The organism is Cellulomonas wangleii, assembly GCF_018388445.1.
Taxonomy (GTDB): Bacteria; Actinomycetota; Actinomycetes; order Actinomycetales; family Cellulomonadaceae; genus Cellulomonas; species Cellulomonas wangleii.
In genome coordinates, this window is record NZ_CP074405.1 from 2,785,962 (window position 1) to 2,805,469 (window position 19,508).

Consider the following 19,508-nt stretch of genomic DNA (forward strand, 5'->3'; position numbering starts at 1 on the left):
GACCGACATGTCCCAGCAGAAGCCAGAGACACCCGACGGCACCCCGGAGCCCGGGGACACGACGGCCGCAGACGCCGCCCCGCAGCCGACGGCGAACGAGCCCGTCGAGGAGGTCGTCGTCGAGGAGGTCGTCGTCGAGGAGGTCGTCGTCGACGAGCCGGTCGACCGGCCCGCGACGGGCACCACGCCCGCCGCGGCCGCCGGACCTCCGGCGCCCGCCACGCCTCCCGCACCCGCCACCTCCCCCGCACCCGCCACGTCCCCCGCGCCGCCCGCTGCCACGGACGACGACGAGGACGACGACGACGACACGGGTGAGGAGTACGTCGTGCCCGCGGGGACGGTCGTCGCCGCCGCGCCCGGCCTGCCCGCACGGCTCGGCGCCGAGGCGTTCGGGACGTTCTTCCTCGTGCTGACCGGCGTCGGCATCGCGCTGTACGCGTCGTTCAGCAACGTCGGCGGCGGCCTCGGCGTGGCCCTCGGCTTCGGTGTCGCGGTCCTCGCCGGCATCGTCGCCGTCGGTCACGTCTCGGGCGGGCACTTCAACCCGGCCGTGACGCTCGGCGCCTGCCTCGCCGGCCGCACGCCCTTCCGCGACCTGCTGCCGTACTGGCTCGCGCAGGTCGTCGGCGGCGCGATCGCGGCCGCGGTGCTGTTCCTCACGGTCCCGGACACGCTCCCCGCCCTGCTCAGCCAGGGCGCCGAGGCGAGCACCCGCTCGTTCTTCAGCGGCACCGCCAACGGCTTCGGCGAGCACTCGCCGCTGGCCCTGCTGTCGAACGGCGGGGCGCAGTTCGGCCTCGTGGCCGCGCTCCTGGTCGAGGTCGTGGCCACCGCCGTGTTCGTCGGCGTGATCCTGGGCGCCACCGACCGGCGCGCCAACCGCCAGCACGTGCCGTTCGCCGTCGGCCTCACGCTGACGGTGATGCTGCTGCTCGCGACGCCCATCACCAACGGCTCGCTGAACCCCGCCCGCTCGCTGGCGACGGCGATCTTCTCCGACTCGTGGGCACTCGAGCAGGTCTGGCTCTTCTGGGTCGCGCCGCTGCTGGGTGCCGCCATCGCCGCTCTCGTGTACCGCGCGTTCGCGGCCGAGCCCGTCGAGGACTCCCTGTTCGGCGAGGACGAGCTCTACGTCGCCGACGAGGACGTGGTGGTCACGGAGCGCTGAGCCCGCGACGCGCACCAGGACGAGGCCCGGGGGCACCGCCCCCGGGCCTCGGCCGTCCCGCCGGACGACACGACCGGCGGTGCAGGCCGCGGGGTCGGCACGAGGCTGCGCGTCAGCCGGTCGGCACGAGGCTGCGCGTCAGCGCACCGGCACGATCTGCGCGAGCACCAGGAGCGCGAGCGCCCCGCTCACCAGGACGGCGACGTCGACGGGCTGCGAGCGCACCGTGACGGCGACGGGCGCGTCCTTCCCCGCACCGCGCACCACCGCGTAGCCCAGCAGCAGCACCGCCAGGACCCGCGTCCCGACCACCGCGTCGGTGAGGAAGGTGACGACGACGGCCACCGCGATGCCCGACAACGTCCACCACAGGGAGCGGTTGCGACCCGCCGCCAGCGACGCGCGCGCGATGCTGCGCGGATCGAGCGGACGCTCCTCCGGCGGGACCTCCGGCGCCTCGGGCGGCCCGTCGGGCACCGGCCCCGTCGACGTCCCGGCCGCGGCCGGCGCGGCGGCCGGCACCGGCGCGGGGGCCGGCGCCGGCGCGGGGGCCGTGGTCGGGGCGGGGACGGTGGCCGGGCGCACGGCGGCGCCGGGAGCCGCGCCGGAGGTCGCGAGCGGGGGGCCGACCGCCGGCTCGGACGCGGGGCGCCCGGTGCGCGGCGCCGCGACGTCGGGGCGGTCCCGCGCGTCGGGCCGCGCGTCGGGTCGTGCGTCGGGTCGTGTCGAGGGCGTCACGGGCCGCGTGGGCGGTACGGGGCGCGGGGGCCACACCGGCTCGGAGCGGCCGGGCGCGGGGGTGCGCGCGGGACCCGACATCCGTGCGCTCCCTCCGACGTCTGTCGCCGCCGGGCTGGGCCACGGCCCCGGCGACCCGCGGGCGGCGACCCGCGGGCGTGCGCGGTGTGGACCAGCGTACCGCTGCGGGCCCCTCGTTACGGTGATCCCGTGACGTCCGACCCGCAGCCCGCCCCCGGCTCCCCCGCCCCCGTCCCCCCCGACGTCCTCGTGGTCGGGGGCGGTCTGGCCGCGCTGCGGACGGTGGCCGCGCTGCGCGAGCACGGCTACGACGGCACGGTCCGCGTGCTGGGGTCCGAGGGGGTGGAGCCCTACGACCGTCCCCCGCTGTCGAAGCACCTGCTCGACCGACCGACCCCCGCGTGGCTCGCCGACGACCTGGGCCACGACCTGCACGCGCTCGCCGACGAGGTGCACCTGGACCGGCCCGCGCGGTCCCTGCGGGCCGCGGACGGCGGCGGCGCCGTCGTCACGACCGACCGCGGCGACGTGGCCGCCGCGTGCGTGGTGCTGGCGACCGGCGCCCACGCGGTGACCGTGCCGGGGTGGCGGGCCCGCACGCTGCACACGGCCGCCGACGCCGACGCGCTGCGGACGGCGCTCGGCGCGCCGGCGCGCCGGCTCGTGGTCGTCGGCGCGGGCTGGATCGGCGCGGAGGTGGCCGGGGTGGCCGCGGCCGCGGGGCACGCCGTCACGGTGCTCGAGGCGCGACCCGCCCCGCTCACGGCGGCGCTCGGCGACCACGTGGGCGGGCTGACCGTGCCGTGGTACGCCGCCGCGGGCGTCGACCTGCGCACCGGTGTGCAGGTCGCCGGCGTCGACGACCGGTCGGTGCACCTGGCGGACGGCACCCACGTGCCGGCGGACGCGGTGCTGGTCGCCGTCGGTGCGCGCCCCGCCACGCAGTGGCTCACCGGCGCGGTCCCGCTGCGGGGCGGCGCGGTGCCGGTCGACGAGTCGTACCGGGTGCTCGGGGCGTCGGGCCCGCTGCCGGGGCTGCACGCCGTGGGCGACGTCGCCGTCCGCCGGTCCCGTCGCCACGGCTGGGTGGCCGGCGGGCACTGGGACGAGGCGCTGCACGGGCCGGACGTGCTGGTGCGCCGGCTGCTGGGCGTCCCGGTCGCGGGACCCGAGGCGACCCCGTACGTCTTCTCGACGCAGCTGGGGCACGACCTCACCCTGTTCGGTCTGCCGGGTGGCGACGACACCGTGACGATCCTGGGTGATCCCGCCGCGGACGGCTGGACCGCCCTGTGGCACCGCGACGACACCGTGACCGGCGTGCTCGTGGTCGACCGACCCCGGGACGTGGGGGCGGCCCGGCGCCTCCTGGCGCGCGACGACCTGCCCCGCGTGGCGCTGCCCGACGCCGCGGCGCTGCCCGACGACCTGCGCACCCTGCTGCGGGCGGTCCCCGCGACCTGACCACCGGCCGCACGGGGGCGGGGCGACCCGGCGCCGCCCGCCCGCCGTGCGGTGGACGAGCGGCGCCCGTGCGGGTCAGTGGGCGAAGTGCCGGGTGCCCGTGAGGTAGAGCGTCACACCGGCCGCCCGCGCTGCCGCGACGACCTCCTCGTCACGCACGGAGCCTCCCGGCTGCACGACGGCGCGCACCCCGGCGTCGAGCAGCACCTGCAGGCCGTCCGCGAACGGGAAGAACGCGTCGGACGCCGCGACGGCGCCCCGCGCCCGCTCGACGTCACCGGCGTTGGCGCGCTCGACGGCCAGGCGGCACGAGTCGACGCGGTTGACCTGCCCCATCCCGACCCCGACGGACGCCCCGTCGCGGGCCAGCAGGATCGCGTTGGACTTCACCGCGCGCACCGCGCGCCAGGCGAACGCGAGGTCCGCGAGCGTGGCCTCGTCGGCGGCCTCCCCGGCGGCCAGCGTCCAGGCGGCCGGGTCGTCGCCGGGCGCGTCGACCCGGTCGACCGACTGCACCAGCAGCCCTCCGGACACGGCGCGCGTCTCGACCGCGGCCGACGGCGGGGTGTCGACCACCAGCAGGCGCAGGTTCTTCTTCCGCGTGAGGACCTCGAGGGCGTCGTCGTCGAAGCCCGGGGCGACGACGACCTCGGTGAACACCGGCGCGATCTGCTCGGCCGCGGCCCGCGTCACCTGCCGGTTGCTGGCGATGACGCCGCCGAACGCCGACACCGGGTCGCACGCGTGGGCCCGGGCGTGGGCGTCCGCCACGTCGGTGCCCACGGCGATCCCGCAGGGGTTGGCGTGCTTGACGATCGCGACGGTCGGGACGTCACCCTGGTCGTGGGCGGCCCGCCAGGCCGCGTCCGCGTCGACGTAGTTGTTGTAGCTCATGGCCTTGCCGTGCAGCCGCCGCGCCTGGGCCAGCCCGGCGGGGCCGTGGCCGGTCGTGTAGAGCGCGGCACGCTGGTGCGGGTTCTCGCCGTAGCGCAGCACGTCGGCGCGGTCCCAGGTCGCACCGAGCCACGCGGGGAACCCGGTCGCGACGCCGTCGACCTCGTCGGTCGTCGTCGCGACGCTGCCCATCCAGGAGGCCACCGCGACGTCGTACGTCGCCGTGTGCACGAAGGCCCGGGCCGCCAGGCGGGTGCGCTCCGCGAGGGTGAAGCCGCCGGCCGCGACCGCGGCGACGACGTCCGGGTAGCGCGCGGGCTCGACCACGACCGCGACGCTCGGGTGGTTCTTCGCGGCGGCGCGCACCATCGAGGGGCCGCCGATGTCGATCTGCTCGACGCACTCGTCGACACCGGCGCCGGAGGCCACGGTCTGCGTGAAGGGGTACAGGTTGACCACCACGAGCTCGAAGGCGGCGACGCCGAGCTCGTCGAGCTGGGCGAGGTGCTCCGGGCGGCGCGTGTCGGCGAGGATCCCGGCGTGCACGCGCGGGTGCAGCGTCTTGACACGGCCGTCAAGGCACTCGGGGAAGCCCGTGAGGTCCTCGACCCGCGTCACCGGGACGCCGGCCGCGGCGACCGTGGCCGCCGTCGACCCGGTCGACACCAGCTCGACGCCCGCGGCGTGCAGGGCGGTGGCGAGCTCGACCAGACCCGTCTTGTCGTAGACGGACAGCAGCGCCCGGCGCACCGGCCGGCGGGTCTCCCCCGCGGTCGGGTCGGCGACGGGGGCGAGGGGGGTGGTGTCGTGCGGCATGGCAGGGACCTTCCTGGGTCGGTCGGTGGTCCGGACGGACCTCGAGCAAAGACCCAGGCACCCAGGCGGGCGGTGCACGGACAGGGGTGGTGCTCGGTCGCTCCCCGGTGGTCCTCCACCCGCGCCAGTCACGACCGCGGCCCACTCTAGCGGCGCCCCGGCCACACGGAGCGACCGCGGTGGGCGTCCCTGCCGGGTCAGCCGCCCAGGACCACGCGGCGCCCCTCGACGCGCAGGCCGCCGCGCGCGATGCGCCCGACCACGTCCACCAGGAGCCTCCGCTCGACGACCTTGATCCGCTCGTGCAGCGTCTCCTCGTCGTCGTCGTCGGCCACCGGCACCGCCTCCTGCGCGACGATCGGGCCCGCGTCGACCCCGTCGTCCACGACGATCACCGAGCAGCCGCTGATCTTCACCCCGTACGCGAGCGCGTCGCGCACGCCGTGCGCGCCGGGGAACGCGGGCAGCAGGGCGGGGTGGGTGTTGACGGTCCGGCCGCCGAACCGGTCGAGGAACGCCGCCCCCACGAGCTTCATGAACCCGGCCAGCACGACCGTGTCCGGGGTGAACACCGCGACGGCCTCCGTGAGCGCACGGTCCCAGGACGCACGGTCGGGGAAGTCCGGCAGCGCCACGACCGCGGTCGGCACCCCCGCCGCGCGGGCGCGGTCGAGCGCGGCCGCGCCCGGGCGGTCGCTGACCACGCCGACCACGCGTGCGCCGTACGCCGGGTCGGCGTGCGCGTCGAGGAGCGCGGCGAGGTTGGACCCGGCACCGGAGACGAGCACCACGAGGCGGTGTGCCGCCGTGACCGGGGGCGTGGGCGGGACGGGGCCGGGCTGCGCGGAGGACGTCACGCGCCGCAACCTACCCGGCGGCACCGGCGCCCGGACGCACGTCCACCCCGTGACGTGCGGGAGAATGGCGGCATGGGCAACCCCTGGGCACCGCCGGAGCGGTCGACGACGCCGGACCACGCGACGCAGGACCCTGCGGCGGCGGGGCAGCCGGCGCAGGACCCGACGGCGGGGCAGCCGGCCCCCACGCACCAGCCCCGGGCTGCGCACGGAGCCGGCCTGCCGGGCGGCCCGGCGACGCCGGACCCCGCCGCACCCGGTGGGCCGTGGGCCCCGCACCCGGGCGCGCCCGTCCCCGCCGAGCCGCCGCACGGCACCGCACCGCACGGCACCCCTCCGCACGGCACCCCGCCGGACCCCGCAGGCGTGGCGCGCGCCACGCGCACCGCCGCCTGGAGCGCCGCTGCGCTGCTGGTCGCGGTGCTGCTGACCGGTTCGCCGTACCCGGGCATGCTCGCCGCACCGCTCGCCTCGGTCGCGGGTCTCGTGCTCGCGATCCTGGCCGTCGTCCGCGCGGCCGGTGCCCACGGACGCGGGCCGGTCATCGCGCTGCCGGTGGTGCTGCTCGTCGCGGCGCTCGGCTGGACCGTCATCAGCTCCGCCAGCCTGCTGTACGTGGGGGCGGCGCGCGACTACCAGCAGTGCGAGGCCGCCGCGCTGACGCAGCAGGCGCAGCGCGCGTGCGCGCAGCAGCTGGAGGAGGACATGAGCGAGCGGCTCGGGTCGATGGCGGGCCTGGTCGACGGCGGCCGCGCGCGCCCCTGAGGCGCGCTCGGTCCGCGCTCAGTCCTCCGCGCGGGCGCGTCCGACCCGCCGGCGCTCGCGCCGGTCGCGCACCGCGGCGCGCACCGCACCGTCGCTCGGTACGGCCGCCACCGCGGCGCCCAGCCCGCAGCCCGCCGCAGCGAGCAGACCCACCAGCAGCGGCTGCGCGCCGACCTGCGCCATGCGACCCGGCCCCGCGGCACCGCTCGCGGCCTCGACCAGCAGCGCCACGAGCACGCCGACCGTCACGGCGGTGACCCCGACGGCGACGAGGACGTCGCGGGCGCGCACCGACGCCAGCCACCGGTGCACGGCGAGGCCCGCCAGCGCGCCGACACCGAGGAGCAGGGCCGGCGCAGCGAGTGCCACACCGCCCTGCACGTCCGGCAGGGCGCCCAGCAGCGGCAGGGCCGGCAGCGGTCCACCGACCACCTCCCCCGGCGAGAACCGGGTCCCGGCGCCGACCTCGAAGCCCGGTCCCGCCACCCACGCGAGCGCCCACACCACGAGGTTCGGAACGAACGAGAGCTCGGCCAGGCCCAGGACGACCCCACCGATCGCGTCGAGGGACAGCCCGCGCACGACGTCGACGATGGTGGCATAGCCCGCGAGCACCCACAGCGTCGTCAGGACGGCGGCCACGGTCAGGGACGCCGCCACGGCGAGCAGCCCTGCGCGCAGCCCCACGACCACCGGGGCCGTCAGCCGCTCGGTCAGCGGCGCGACCAGCGTGCGCCACGGCGGTGCCTCCGGGCGCCGCAGCAGGCCCGCCCCGATGCCGGGCACGGCGACGAGCAGGCCGCCGAGCACCGCGCGCAGCGCACCGAGGGCGTCCGCGCCGGAGACGAGCCCGACCACGCCCGCCAGCAGACCGTAGGCGCCGACGGACGCGACCAACCCGACGCGCGTGGCGAGACCGGACCGCCGCGCGGAGGCGTAGCAGGTGAACAGGGCGAGCATCGTCAGGCCCAGCGGCACCACCGACACGACCGCGCCGTCCAGCACCGCAGGCACCCCGTGCGCGAGGAGCCACAGGTGCGTCGCGACCGCGACGGCGCGCGTCCAGGCGACGTCGGCGTTGGCAGGGTCGGCGGAGGTCGCCACGAAGACGGCGACCGCGGGCACGGCGAGCGTCAGCAGGGACAGCGCCGCGGCCTGCGCCGCCGTCAGCGCACCGACCGCCCAGCGGGGCGCCCCGTCGATCGCCGACGTGAAGAAGGTCGGACGCGGGTCGTCCTGCAGGACGCGGCGCGCGCGACCCGTGACGGGCACAGGACCGGTCGGGGTGGGCACCCGTCCATGGTCGCGGGTGCCCCCGGCGCGTCGCCGGACCCGGGCCCGGCGCGTCGCCGTCGACGAGCCGGTGCGGTGCCGTCGGCGAGCCGGTGCGGTGCCGTCGGCCCGTCGGCGCGGCACCGTCGGCGAGCCGGCGAGGCGTCTCGACTGCGCGGCGCTCCCCCGGACGTCGCCGCGCCGACCCGCGTCCCGACGACCCGCGTCCCACGGGCCGCTCCCGGACGCGCCGCGGCCCCGGTCCGTGGGACCGGGGCCGCGGGGACGGACGTCGTCGCGTCAGGCGCTGAGGATCTCGCGCGCCAGCGCGGCCGTCTCGGACGGGGTCTTCCCGACCTTGACGCCCGCGGCCTCGAGGGCCTCCTTCTTGGCCTGCGCCGTGCCCGACGAGCCGGAGACGATGGCGCCGGCGTGGCCCATGGTCTTGCCCTCGGGCGCGGTGAAGCCGGCGACGTAGCCCACGACGGGCTTGGTGACGTGCTCGGCGATGTACGCCGCCGCCCGCTCCTCGGCGTCGCCACCGATCTCGCCGATCATGACGATGAGCTCGGTCTCGGGGTCGGCCTCGAACGCGGCGAGCGCGTCGATGTGCGTCGTGCCGATGATCGGGTCGCCGCCGATGCCGATGGCGGTGGAGAACCCGAAGTCCCGCAGCTCGTACATCATCTGGTAGGTCAGCGTGCCGGACTTCGACACCAGCCCGACCTTGCCCGGGCCCGTGATGTCGGCGGGGATGATGCCCACGTTGGACTTGCCGGGGCTGATGAGGCCGGGGCAGTTGGGTCCGATGAGCCGGACGCCCTTCTCCTGGGCGTAGGAGAAGAACTCGGCCGTGTCCGCCACCGGGACGCCCTCGGTGATGATGACGACGAGCGGCACACCGGCGTCGACGGCCTCGATGACCGCCGCCTTGGTGTGCGCCGGCGGCACGAAGATGACGGAGACGTCGGCGCCGGTCTTGTCGACGGCCTCGACGACGGACCCGAACACCGGGACGTCGACGTCACCGAACGTGACCGTGGTGCCGGCCTTGCGGGGGTTCACCCCGCCGACCACGTCGGTGCCGGACGCGAGCATGCGGGTCGTGTGCTTCTGGCCCTCGGAGCCCGTCATGCCCTGGACGATGATCTTGGAGTCCTCGGTCAGGAAGATCGCCATGTGAAGTCTGCTTCTCTCTGCGTCGGGGGTCTCAGGCGGCGGCGTGCGCCAGGCGGGCGGCCGTGTCGGCGCCGCCGTCCATCGTGTCGGCCAGGGTGACCAGGGGGTGGCCCGCCTCCGCGAGGATGCGACGACCCTCGACCACGTTGTTGCCGTCCAGGCGGACGACCAGCGGCTTGGACGCCTCGTCCCCGAGGATCTCCAGCGCCGCGACGATGCCGTTGGCGACCGCGTCGCACGCCGTGATGCCGCCGAAGACGTTGACGAACACGGACTTGACCTGGGGGTCCGTGAGGATGATGTCCAGGCCCGCGGCCATGACCTCGGCCGAGGCGCCACCGCCGATGTCGAGGAAGTTGGCGGGCTTGACCCCGCCGTGCGCCTCGCCGGCGTACGCGACGACGTCCAGGGTGCTCATGACGAGCCCCGCGCCGTTGCCGATGATGCCGACCTCGCCGTCGAGCTTGACGTAGTTGAGGTCCTTCTCCTTGGCCTTCGCCTCACGCGGGTCCGCGGCGGCCTTGTCCTCGAGCGCCGCGTGGTCCGGGTGCCGGAAGCCCGCGTTCGCGTCGAGGGTGACCTTGCCGTCGAGCGCGACGACGTCGCCGTCCTCGGTGAGGACCAGCGGGTTGACCTCGACGAGCGTCGCGTCCTCCTCGCGGTACACCGTCCACAGCGTCTGCAGGACGTCCGCGACCTTGCCCGCGATCTCGGGGGCGAACCCGGCGGCGGCGACGATCTCGTCGGCCTTGGCCTGGTCGATGCCGGCGCGCGGGTCGACGGCGACCTTGGCGAGCGCCTCGGGACGCTCGACCGCGAGCTGCTCGATGTCCATGCCGCCCTCGACCGAGCACATCGCCAGGTAGCGGCGCTCGGCGCGGTCCAGCAGCAGCGAGAAGTAGAACTCCTGGGCGATCCTCGCGCCCGCCGCGATCATCACGCGGTGCACGGTGTGGCCCTTGATGTCCATGCCGAGGATCTCGCCGGCCTTCTCGGCGGCCTCGTCGGCCGACCGCGCGAGCTTCACGCCGCCCGCCTTGCCGCGCCCGCCGGTCTTCACCTGGGCCTTGACGACCACCACGCCGCCCTCGGGCGGCAGCAGCTGCTCGGCCGCCGCGCGCGCCTCCTCGGGCGTCGTGGCGACGATGCCGCCGAGCACGGGCACGCCGTGCTTCTCGAAGATGTCACGTGCCTGGTACTCGAACAGGTCCACCTGGTCCGGTTTCCTCTCGTCGACCGCGCGCAGCGACCTCGGTGCGGCCGCATCGCCCGGACGCATGCTATCGCCGGGACCGAGGTCCCTCGACATCAAGAGACTGTGGCCGGGCTCACCTTCTCAGCGGACCGTCCGCGGCGAGCCCGATCCCGGACCGCGCGGGCGACCGCCCCGTCCATCGCGCCCGGCCGGTACCGTCCGCCCCGTGACCGACGAGCGCAGCCGGGTGCTGCACCGCGTGGCGACGGCCGTGCCGGACGCGCACCGCCTCGGACGCCCGGTGCGGGTGGGCGTGGACGGCGTGGACGGCGTGGGCAAGACGACGTTCGCCGACGACCTCGCGGACCTGCTGCGCGCGGACGGCCGCGAGGTGCTGCGGGCGTCCGTCGACGGGTTCCACCGGCCGGCCGACGAGCGCTACCGCCGCGGACGCACCAGTCCCGAGGGGTTCTTCCTCGACTCGTACGACCTCGACGCCTTTCGGCGCATGCTGCTCGACCCGCTGGCACCAGGCCGCACGGGCCCGCGGCGGGTCCGGACGGCGGTGCGCGACGTCGTCACCGACACGGCCCTCGAGACCCCCTGGCGCGACGTCACCGACACGACGGTCGCCGTGGTCGACGGCGTCTTCCTGCAGCGCGGCGAGCTCGTGGACGCGTGGGACCTGCGGGTGTGGCTCGACGCGCCGTTCGAGGCGACGTACGCGCGCATGGCGGCGCGCGACGGCTGCCCGCCGGACCCCGCGCACCCCGCGAATGCGCGGTACCGCGAAGGTCAGCTGCTCTACCTGGCGGCGTGCCGCCCGGTCGAGCGCGCGCACGTGGTGCTCGACCACACCGACCCGAGCCGACCGCGGGTGGTACGAGGGGCCTGACGGTGACGGCGCCCGTCACGGACGGGCGACCCTCTGCGGGCACGCCCTCAGACGTCGCCACCCTCCCACGGGTAGCCGTGCCGCACGAAGGCCGCGCGCACCGCGTCCTTCGGCCCCTCGACGTCGTCGGCGAACAGCTCGCGGCCCTGCGCGCTCTCGACCACGACCTTCGACCCGCGCCGGTGGACGCCGTCGACCTGGTCGCGCCGGATGACCCGCTCGACCTGACCTCGGCGCACGACCTCGACCTGCGCGTCGCTGAGGACCAGCACGGCGGTGCCGGTGACGACCCACGCGGCGAGCAGCAGCCCGAGGACGGCGCCGAGCAGGGGACGTCCCCAGACGAGCCAGCTCCCGTCGAACGAGGCGAGAAGGCGCAACGGCCCCTGGAACGGCACCCACGGCAGCCCCGCCGCCCACCCCGCGAGCAGGGGCAGCAGCAGCCCGAGCGCCGCTCCCGCGGCCGCGAGCAGCCCGGCGACGAACCACCGCCCCTCGGTGTCGAAGCCACCCACCCGCGTCTCGCCGTTCGCGCTCTCCGTGACCACGAGCACACCGTAGCGGCGTGACCCGACCGTCGGGAGCGGCGGTCCGGGACGACACCCACCGGGTCGCCGGGACCCACCGCCCCGCCGCTGAGCGCCTCCGTCGCGGGCACGCCGGTCGCGAGCGGTTCGTCCTCGACCCGTACGCCCGCCCTGCACGGGTGGCACGACGCGGAGCCGGTCCGCGGTCAGCCGTCGACGACGGGCACGTCGGTGAGCCGGAAGGGCGCACGGCCGGCGACCTGCACGCCGGCGATGCTGCCGTGGAACCGGGGGGCGACGTCGACCGTGACGGTGTCGGTCCCGGGGTCGGGCCAGACCACGGTGACCAGCCGCGTCTCGCCGGGGTCGATGCTGTTGACGATCCGGTCGGACAACGGCTCGCGCTCGTCGTCCTGCGGGTCGGTGCGGTAGTCGACGGGGTACAGGCGCGTGCCACCGGAGACGAGCGTGACGTTGGTGGGTGCGGTCTGCAGCTGCGGGTCGAACGACCCGCGCGAGTCCCACGCGCCGACCGAGAGGGAGCCCAGGGACAGGTCGGCGGCGCCGGTGTTCGTGACCTCGAGACCACCGACGACGTAGCGCCCGACCCGGCGGACCTGCTCGAGCCGCACGTCGAAGGCGTCGTCGCCGGCCACGGAGACGCCGGTCGGACCAGGGGCGACCGGGCCCTGGGGGTCCGGCAGCGACCCGACGGCCTCGACGACCTCCTCCGGCTCCGGCCCGCCCGAGGTCTCGAGCACCAGCTCCACGCGCCGGTTCAGGGCACGCTCGGCCTCACCGCTGCCCGCCACGGCCGGCTGCGTCTCCCCCCGCCCCTCGACGGCGACGTCGAATGCGGCCAGGTCCGCGAGCCCGGCCACGCGCGCCGCGACCGTCGCCGCGCGGCGCTGCGAGAGGTCGAGGTTGTACGCCTCGTCGCCCTGGTCGTCGGTGTGACCGACGACCGTGAGCCTGCCGCCGTCGTGCCCCGCGACCTGCGCGGCCGCGGCCTGCAGGACGCCGTCGGCGTCGGGGGCGAGCTGGTCGGAGTCGAACGCGAAGAGCACGTCTGACGACACCGCGACCTCGAGGCGCTCGGTGCTCTGCCGCGACCGCACCTGGCCGCCCAGCACCTCGGTGTACGCCTCGAGCGTGAACGCGTCCTGCTGGACCGGAGCCCCCTCGACCAGCTCGGACGGCGGGACGGTGAGCACGCCGGCGTGGTCGGCGCTGACGACCGGGACCCCGGGGACCCACCCGGCGGCGGGCAGCAGCACGTCGACCGTCGCCGCGTCGGGCACGGGGAACGCGACGTAGAGGATCACGACGTCGTCGCCGGCGGCCTCGTCGGCCGCGTCGGTCGCGGGCCCGCCCGGGGTGCCGTTGCGCGTCATGACGACCCTGTCGTCGTCGGTGCGCAGCGCCCGCGTCACGGTCCCGGCGTCCAGGTCGACCACCCGGACCCCGTTGGGGCCCGGGCTGCCGATGCTCTCGAACACGAAGGAGAACGCGGACATCAGCGTCGGGTACGTCGCGCTCGCCGCGAGCCTGAGCACCGCCGCGTCGTCGTGCACGGCCAGCGGCCCGACCTGGAGGTCGACGGTCTCACCGTCCAGCACGGTCTCGACGACGACCGGCTCGACCGGCTCGACCGGTGCAGCCGCGGTGGCGGTCGCGCTCGGGGTCCCCGCCGGCACCGGCACGGCGCCTCCCCCGGTGCAGGCGGTCAGTGCCACCACCGCACCGACGGCCACCGCCAGAGCGGTCCTGGTCCTGCTCACGCGCGTGCTCCCGTCCTCGGCGTCCCGGCGGGACACGGTAGCGGACGGCGCGCACCTGCCCGCCCGGGACGGGCACGGGCCACCCGTCAGAGCTTGGTGACCGGGGAGTACCGCAGCAGCAGCCGCTTCTCGCCGTTCGAGCCGAAGTCGATCTTCGCGACGGCGTTCTGCCCGGCGCCCTCGAGCGCGACCACCGTGCCCAGCCCGTAGGAGTCGTGCGTGACCTTGTCGCCGACGGCGAGGTCCGGGACGGAGGCCCGCGGCGTCGCCGAGCCGAACGACGCACCCGTGCGGGGCAGCGGCTCGCGCTTCTCGCTGCGCACCGGGCCGCTGCTCGACCCCGACGAGCCGCGCTCACCCCACGAGGACGCGCCGCGCGACCCGCCGCCGGAGCCGAAGCCCGAGCCCCACCCGCCGCGCAGCCGCGACGTCGAGGACTCCCGGCGCCGCCAGTCGACGAGGTCCTCGGGGATGTCGTCGAGGAACCGGCTGGGCGGGAACTCGTTGGGCACGCCCCACGCGGTGCGCACCGCGGCGCGCGACACGTACAGCCGCTGCCGGGCACGCGTCAGCCCGACGTACGCCAGGCGCCGCTCCTCCGCGAGCTGGTCCGGGTCGGCCAGCGACCGCATGTGCGGGAACGTGCCGTCCTCCATGCCGGTGAGGAAGACGACGGGGAACTCGAGGCCCTTGGCGGTGTGCAGCGTCATGAGCGTCACCACGCCGGCGTCGCGCGCGGCTGCGGCGGTGGCCTCGTCGTCGACGCCGTCCGGCACGGGGATCTGGTCGGAGTCCGCCACGAGGGACACGCGCTCGAGGAAGTCCGTGAGGTCGCCCTCGGGGTCGGACTCCTCGAACTCCGCGGCCACGGCGTGCAGCTCCGCGAGGTTGTCGACGCGCGAGCCGTCCTGCGGGTCATCGCTGCCGCGCAGGGTCGTCAGGTAGCCGCTGCGGTCGAGCGCGGCCCCCAGCACCTGCGCGGGGCCGGCGCCGGACGCGGCGAGGTCGCGCAGCTCGTCGAGCATCGCGGCGAACGCGCGCAGCCCGGTCAGGGCGCGGGTGCCCAGGCCCGGCACCTCGTCGAGTCGTGCCAGCGCAGCACCGAACGAGATGCGCTCCCGCTCGGCGAACGCCGCGACCATCGCCTCCGAGCGCTCCCCCAGCCCACGCTTGGGCTCGTTGAGGATGCGGCGGGTGCTGACGTCGTCGTCGGGGTTGGCCACGGCGCGCAGGTAGGCGATCGCGTCCTTGATCTCCTTGCGCTCGTAGAAGCGCGTGCCGCCGACGACCTTGTACGGCAGGCCGACGCGGACCAGCACCTCCTCGAGGGCACGCGACTGCGCGTTCGCCCGGTAGAAGATCGCCACGTCGCCGGGGCGCACACCCTCGGTGTCGCCCAAGCGGTCGATCTCCTCGGCGACGAACCGCGCCTCCTCGTGCTCAGTGTCCGCGACGTACGCGACGATCTGCGGCCCGGCGCCCGAGTCGGTCCACAGGCGCTTGGCCTGCCGGCCGGAGTTCTTGCTGATGACCGCGTTGGCGGCCGACAGGATCGTCTGCGTCGAGCGGTAGTTCTGCTCGAGCAGGATCGTCGTGGCGTCCGGGTAGTCCTCCTCGAACTCCATGATGTTGCGGATCGAGGCGCCGCGGAACGCGTAGATCGACTGGTCCGCGTCGCCGACGACCGTCAGCTCGCCGCGCTCGACGCCGCCCTCGGCCGGCGCGCCCACGCCCGCGAGCTCGCGCACCAGGACGTACTGCGCGTGGTTGGTGTCCTGGTACTCGTCGACCAGGATGTGCCGGAACCGGCGCCGGTAGTGCTCGGCCACCTGCGGGAACGCCTGCAGCAGGTGCACGGTGCGCATGATGAGGTCGTCGAAGTCCAGGGCGTTGGCCTGCTGCAGCCGCTGCTGGTACCGCGTGTAGACCTGCGCGAGGACGGTGTCGAACTCGTCCGCGCGGCCACCGCCGTTGCTCGCGGCGAACGCGTCGGGGTCGACCAGCTCGTCCTTGAGCGCGGAGATCTTGTGGCCCAGCGCCTTCGCCGGGTACCTCTTCGGGTCGAGCTCCAGCTCACGTGCCACGAGCGTGAGCAGGCGCTGGGAGTCGGCCTGGTCGTAGATCGAGAAGCTCGTACGCAGCCCCAGCGTCGCGGCCTCGCGACGCAGGATCCGCACGCACGCCGAGTGGAACGTCGAGACCCACATGCGCTGCGCGGACGGCCCGACCAGGTGCTCGACGCGCTCGCGCATCTCGGCCGCGGCCTTGTTGGTGAAGGTGATCGCGAGGATCTCCCCCGCCCGCGCCCGGTGGGTCGCGAGCAGGTGCGCGATGCGGTGCGTGAGCACGCGCGTCTTGCCCGAGCCGGCGCCGGCGACGATGAGCAGCGGGCCACCCGCGTGCAGCACGGCGGCGCGCTGCTGCGGGTTGAGGCCGTCGAGCAGCGCGGCGGCGCGCTGCTCGTCGACGGCGGCGTCGTGCCGCGCCGCGGCGTTCAGGCGGGCCCGGTCGTCCTCGGCGGCGGGGTCCCGCTCGTCGTCCCGCGGGGGGACGACCAGCGGCAGACCGGACGACTCACCGGCGTGCGAGCGCGCGACGGCGGCGCGCGCGGCCGGGGCTCCGGGGACGGGCAGGGCGAGGCTCTCGAACAACGACGTCATGGCACCTCCCAGCCTAGGCGCCACCGCCGACATCCCCGCCCCGCGACGTGGGGCGCGTCAGCGCCAGAGGACGGCGATCGCGACGTTGAGGGCCGTCAGGCCCACGATCCCCCCGAGGTACCCGCGCGTGACGAGCTCGGGGCGGCGGCGACCGACGACGATCATCGCCGTCACCGCGAGCGCGACGACGAGCTTGACCGCGATCTTCGCGTTGTCGGGCTCGTGGCCCGCGACGCCCGACGACGCGAGCCCGACCAGCAGGATGCCGGTGACCAGCGCGGTGAGCACCCCGTGGAAGGCGCCCGGGTTCAGGGTCACGCCCTTCATCCCCGCGAGCACGCCGCCGAACACCATCGCCCACCCGAGCAGGTGGAGCACCACAAGAATCCCGTACACCGTGTCCATGGCCCCATGGTAGGCGATCTGACGTCGTGTCAGATCACCTCCCGGGACGGGTCCGCCCTGCGCGTCCGTCCCGGCCGGTAGCCTCACGCGCACACGCACACCGACGCGCGCGGAGGAACCCGGATGACCGACCTGCAACGCCACCCGGCCGCGGCGCTCGACGTCCCGGCCCTGGTCGCCCGCGCACGCGCCGCCGCGGGTCCCGACGGCCGCCTGCCCGTCGGCGACGTCGTCACCTGGGACACCTTCCCGTTCGAGGCGGACGGCGTGTGGCTGCGCGAGCTCGACGACCCGGTGGTCCCCGAGCCGCCGCGGCACGACGAGGACGCGCAGACCTGCTCGCGCTGCGCCCGCCCCGACGAGCGCTTCGCCTGGACGGACGACGCGTGGCGGCTCAGCGCACCCGACACGGTCAGCGTCCCGTCGGTGATCCTCGACCGACGCGCGCACGGCGACCTGGGCGACCTCGACGACGAGGCCGCCGCCGATCTCGGTCGGATGATCGTCCGCGTGGAGCGCGCGCTGGCCGCCGTGCCGGGCGTCGGGCGGGTGCACGTGCAGCGCTGGGGTGACGGCAACGGGCACCTGCACGTGTTCTTCTCCGCACGCCCCGAGGGCATGCTCCAGCTGCGCGGTCTCGTCATGCCGCTGTGGACGCTCCACCTGCCGGCGCTGCCCGACGACGAGTGGGCCGCGATCGTGGCGTCCGTCGTCGCACGGCTCGACGCCGGGCGCGCCTGAGGTCCACCTCGGGAGGCGGGCGGCGCGCGACTCAGAGCAGCCGGCGCGCCGCCGCCCACCGGGTCAGCTCGTTGCGGTTCGACAGCTGCAGCTTGCGCAGCACCGCCGAGACGTGCGTCTCCACCGTCTTGACCGAGATGAACAGCTCGCCGGCGACCTCGCGGTACGTGTACCCGCGGGCGATGAGCCGCATGACCTCGCGCTCGCGCGCCGAGAGCCGGTCGAGCTCGTCGTCACCCGTGGCGATGTCACCCGCCGCCGCACCGAAGGCGTCGAGCACGAACCCGGCCAGGCGCGGGGAGAACACCGCGTCCCCGCCGGCCACCCGCACGACCGCGTCGGACAGCGCCTGCGGGTCGATGTTCTTGGTGACGTAGCCGCGCGCGCCCACGCGGATGACCGCGACGACGTCCTCCGCCGCGTCCGACACGGACAGCGCGAGGAAGCGCGTGCCCGGCACGTCGACGCACCGCCGCACGACCTCCGCACCGCCACCCCCGTCGCCGCCCGGCAGGTGGACGTCGAGCAGCACCACGGGCGGGCGCAGGTCGTGCACCACCTGCACGGCGGAGTCCACGTCGGCCGCCTCGCCCACCACGTGCACCCGGGCGTCGAGCGACGCCTTCACGCCCGCACGGAACATGTGGTGGTCGTCGACCAGCACCACGTCGACCGGTTCGCTCACGCCTCGTCCTCCTCGTCCTCGCCCCTGCTGGACCCGCCGCCACCCACGGGCATGCACAGGTGCACCTCGGTGCCCCGTGCCGGGCTGCTGGTCACGCGTGCGGTGCCGCCGCGGCGCCGCACCCGCCCCATGATCGACTCCCGGACGCCGAACCTGTCGGCCCCGACGTCCTCCGGGTCGAAGCCGTCGCCGCGGTCGCGCACGAACACCTCGACCGCGTCCGGCCCGACCTCGAGGTACAGCGAGACGGGCGGCCGCCCGTGCACCACCGCGTTCACCAGCGCCTCGCGCGTGGCCTGCAGCAGCGCCAGGGTGTCCGGGTCCGGCACGCGGTCCCCCACGACGACCACGTCGACCGCCACGGGCTCCCCGCTCGGGCCGGACCGCGAGTCCTCGACCTCGGCCACGACGGCACGCAGCGCCCCGACCAGCGACGTCCCGGGCTCGTGACGGTCGTCGTACAGCCACTCGCGCAGCTCGCGCTCCTGCGCACGGGCCATGCGGGCCACCTCCGCCGGCTCGTCCGCCCGCGCGCGGATGAGCGCGAGGGTCTGCAGCACCGAGTCGTGCAGGTGCGCGGCGATGTCGGCCCGCTCCGCCTCACGTGCCCGCGCGGCCCGCTCGTCGCCCAGCTCGCGCACCAGCCGCACCCACCAGGGCGCCATGACCAGCCCCACACCCAGCAGCACCGCGAGCGCGGCCACGCCGGACTGCAGCAGCAGCACCGGCTCGACGCCCTGCCCCACGGCCTGCCCCGCGACGAGCAGGACTCCGGCCGCCGCGAGCAGCCCGCCGCCGATCAGCCGCAGCACGCTGATCCGACGCCCGTCCGGGCGCTCCCGCTGCACGGCGTCGAGCTGGCTCCAGGCGAGCGCGACGCCGACCAGCACGACGAGCACGGGCAGGGCCCACGCCGCGTCGATGTCGGCGCCGAGCCGCATCGCCACCATCACGGCGGCGGCGAGGACCAGCAGCGCGCCGAGCGCGAGCTCCGCCCACGGCACACGACGGCCGTCGGAGCGCAGGGGCTGCCGTCGCGCCAGGCGCTGCAGCGCGCTCGGACGCGCCGCGGCGGCCACCGCGGCCGGGTCACCCTCGGGCACCGTGATCCACCAGAAGACGTAGGCCGCCAGGCCGGCACCGGCCGCCGGGACGAGCGCGACGAGGGTGATGCGCACCAGCGCGACGGGCACGTCGAGGTGCGCGGCCAGCCCGGTCGCGACGCCGGCGAACCACCGGCCCTGCTCCGGGCGGCGCAGGGGCAGACGGACGCGCGCGGGCGCGGCGGTCTGCGGCGGGGCGCCGGGTGGAGGGGTCACGCCCCGATCGTCACACGTCCGCGCACCTCACGGACCCATCCGCGCGCAGGATCAGGGGTGGCCGCGACGAATCCGGGGTCCGGGCCAGGGTCGGGTCAGGGACGGTCCCCGATGCGGCGGCAC

The 19,508-nt window shown here is 76.0% G+C and carries 17 protein-coding genes and 1 riboswitch; of the genes, 5 read left to right on the forward strand and 12 right to left on the reverse strand.

Features of this window, described 5'->3' with window-relative positions:
* Positions 1-7 precede the first annotated feature (7 nt).
* Positions 8-1,171, forward strand: coding sequence for an aquaporin (locus tag KG103_RS12725; RefSeq protein WP_242635224.1), 1,164 nt, complete (start codon positions 8-10; stop codon positions 1,169-1,171).
* A gap of 138 nt (positions 1,172-1,309) precedes the next feature.
* Here the strand turns inward: KG103_RS12725 and KG103_RS18885 are convergent, their stop codons facing one another.
* Positions 1,310-1,990 carry a hypothetical protein gene (locus KG103_RS18885; RefSeq protein ID WP_242635223.1) on the reverse strand — a complete coding sequence of 227 codons (681 nt, stop codon included), beginning with the start codon at positions 1,988-1,990 and terminating at the stop codon, positions 1,310-1,312.
* 129 nt (positions 1,991-2,119) lie between these two features.
* On the opposite strand from KG103_RS18885, the gene KG103_RS12735 reads away from it, so the two are divergent.
* Positions 2,120-3,394 (forward strand): NAD(P)/FAD-dependent oxidoreductase, encoded by a 1,275-nt coding sequence (locus tag KG103_RS12735; RefSeq protein WP_207338949.1) that lies wholly within the window; start codon positions 2,120-2,122, stop codon positions 3,392-3,394.
* 75 nt (positions 3,395-3,469) lie between these two features.
* Here the strand turns inward: KG103_RS12735 and purH are convergent, their stop codons facing one another.
* Positions 3,470-5,104 carry a bifunctional phosphoribosylaminoimidazolecarboxamide formyltransferase/IMP cyclohydrolase gene (gene purH / locus KG103_RS12740; RefSeq protein WP_207338950.1) on the reverse strand — a complete coding sequence of 545 codons (1,635 nt, stop codon included), beginning with the start codon at positions 5,102-5,104 and terminating at the stop codon, positions 3,470-3,472.
* 52 nt (positions 5,105-5,156) lie between these two features.
* A riboswitch (ZMP/ZTP riboswitch) is annotated at positions 5,157-5,246 on the reverse strand.
* 55 nt (positions 5,247-5,301) lie between these two features.
* On the reverse strand, positions 5,302-5,961 hold the full coding sequence (gene purN / locus KG103_RS12745; protein ID WP_207338951.1) for a phosphoribosylglycinamide formyltransferase: 660 nt from the start codon (positions 5,959-5,961) through the stop codon (positions 5,302-5,304).
* A 72-nt stretch (positions 5,962-6,033) separates the two neighbouring features.
* On the opposite strand from purN, the gene KG103_RS12750 reads away from it, so the two are divergent.
* Positions 6,034-6,726 carry a hypothetical protein gene (locus KG103_RS12750; protein ID WP_207338952.1) on the forward strand — a complete coding sequence of 231 codons (693 nt, stop codon included), beginning with the start codon at positions 6,034-6,036 and terminating at the stop codon, positions 6,724-6,726.
* 18 nt (positions 6,727-6,744) lie between these two features.
* Here KG103_RS12750 and KG103_RS12755 read toward each other — a convergent pair whose 3' ends face one another.
* The 3 genes from KG103_RS12755 to sucC form a co-directional block, all read right to left on the reverse strand.
* Positions 6,745-8,019, reverse strand: a complete 1,275-nt coding sequence (locus tag KG103_RS12755) for a cell division protein PerM (protein WP_249670582.1) — start codon at positions 8,017-8,019, stop codon at positions 6,745-6,747.
* A gap of 279 nt (positions 8,020-8,298) precedes the next feature.
* Positions 8,299-9,177 (reverse strand): succinate--CoA ligase subunit alpha, encoded by an 879-nt coding sequence (gene sucD, locus KG103_RS12760; protein ID WP_207338953.1) that lies wholly within the window; start codon positions 9,175-9,177, stop codon positions 8,299-8,301.
* A 31-nt stretch (positions 9,178-9,208) separates the two neighbouring features.
* Positions 9,209-10,390: an ADP-forming succinate--CoA ligase subunit beta gene (gene sucC / locus KG103_RS12765; protein WP_207339841.1), complete on the reverse strand. Its 1,182-nt coding sequence runs from the start codon at positions 10,388-10,390 to the stop codon at positions 9,209-9,211.
* Between the two features lie 208 nt (positions 10,391-10,598).
* Here sucC and KG103_RS12770 point away from each other — a divergent pair, with 208 nt between their 5' ends.
* Positions 10,599-11,267, forward strand: a complete 669-nt coding sequence (locus tag KG103_RS12770) for a nucleoside/nucleotide kinase family protein (RefSeq protein ID WP_207338954.1) — start codon at positions 10,599-10,601, stop codon at positions 11,265-11,267.
* A 47-nt stretch (positions 11,268-11,314) separates the two neighbouring features.
* On the opposite strand, the gene KG103_RS12775 is transcribed toward KG103_RS12770, so the two are convergent.
* The 4 genes from KG103_RS12775 to KG103_RS12790 form a co-directional block, all read right to left on the reverse strand.
* Complete coding sequence (locus tag KG103_RS12775; RefSeq protein ID WP_207338955.1) at positions 11,315-11,815, reverse strand: YqeB family protein; 501 nt, start codon at positions 11,813-11,815, stop codon at positions 11,315-11,317.
* Between the two features lie 185 nt (positions 11,816-12,000).
* The gene (locus KG103_RS12780) at positions 12,001-13,575 is read right to left on the reverse strand and encodes an OmpA family protein (protein WP_207338956.1); all 1,575 of its coding nucleotides are present in this window, start codon (positions 13,573-13,575) and stop codon (positions 12,001-12,003) included.
* A gap of 86 nt (positions 13,576-13,661) precedes the next feature.
* The gene (gene pcrA, locus KG103_RS12785) at positions 13,662-16,235 is read right to left on the reverse strand and encodes a DNA helicase PcrA (protein ID WP_207338957.1); all 2,574 of its coding nucleotides are present in this window, start codon (positions 16,233-16,235) and stop codon (positions 13,662-13,664) included.
* 57 nt (positions 16,236-16,292) lie between these two features.
* Entirely contained in the window at positions 16,293-16,640 is a 348-nt protein-coding gene (locus KG103_RS12790) for a hypothetical protein (RefSeq protein WP_207338958.1), read from the reverse strand.
* Between the two features lie 123 nt (positions 16,641-16,763).
* On the opposite strand from KG103_RS12790, the gene KG103_RS12795 reads away from it, so the two are divergent.
* Entirely contained in the window at positions 16,764-17,381 is a 618-nt protein-coding gene (locus KG103_RS12795; RefSeq protein WP_207338959.1) for a hypothetical protein, read from the forward strand.
* 31 nt (positions 17,382-17,412) lie between these two features.
* On the opposite strand, the gene KG103_RS12800 is transcribed toward KG103_RS12795, so the two are convergent.
* Together KG103_RS12800 and KG103_RS12805 are read right to left on the reverse strand one after the other, a co-directional pair.
* On the reverse strand, positions 17,413-18,066 hold the full coding sequence (locus KG103_RS12800) for a LuxR C-terminal-related transcriptional regulator (protein ID WP_207338960.1): 654 nt from the start codon (positions 18,064-18,066) through the stop codon (positions 17,413-17,415).
* On the reverse strand, positions 18,063-19,385 hold the full coding sequence (locus KG103_RS12805) for an ATP-binding protein (protein WP_207338961.1): 1,323 nt from the start codon (positions 19,383-19,385) through the stop codon (positions 18,063-18,065). The genes KG103_RS12800 and KG103_RS12805 overlap by 4 nt, the downstream gene beginning before the upstream one ends.
* Positions 19,386-19,508 lie beyond the last annotated feature (123 nt).

Coding starts and splice junctions, on each gene's coding strand:
- sucD (WP_207338953.1), bottom strand. CDS start 9,177: ATGGCGATCTTCCTGACCGAGGACTCCAAGATCATCGTCCAGGGCATG.
- purH (WP_207338950.1), bottom strand. CDS start 5,104: ATGCCGCACGACACCACCCCCCTCGCCCCCGTCGCCGACCCGACCGCG.
- KG103_RS12725 (WP_242635224.1), top strand. CDS start 8: ATGTCCCAGCAGAAGCCAGAGACACCCGACGGCACCCCGGAGCCCGGG.
- KG103_RS18885 (WP_242635223.1), bottom strand. CDS start 1,990: ATGTCGGGTCCCGCGCGCACCCCCGCGCCCGGCCGCTCCGAGCCGGTG.
- pcrA (WP_207338957.1), bottom strand. CDS start 16,235: ATGACGTCGTTGTTCGAGAGCCTCGCCCTGCCCGTCCCCGGAGCCCCG.
- KG103_RS12750 (WP_207338952.1), top strand. CDS start 6,034: ATGGGCAACCCCTGGGCACCGCCGGAGCGGTCGACGACGCCGGACCAC.
- KG103_RS12795 (WP_207338959.1), top strand. CDS start 16,764: ATGACCGACCTGCAACGCCACCCGGCCGCGGCGCTCGACGTCCCGGCC.
- KG103_RS12790 (WP_207338958.1), bottom strand. CDS start 16,640: ATGGACACGGTGTACGGGATTCTTGTGGTGCTCCACCTGCTCGGGTGG.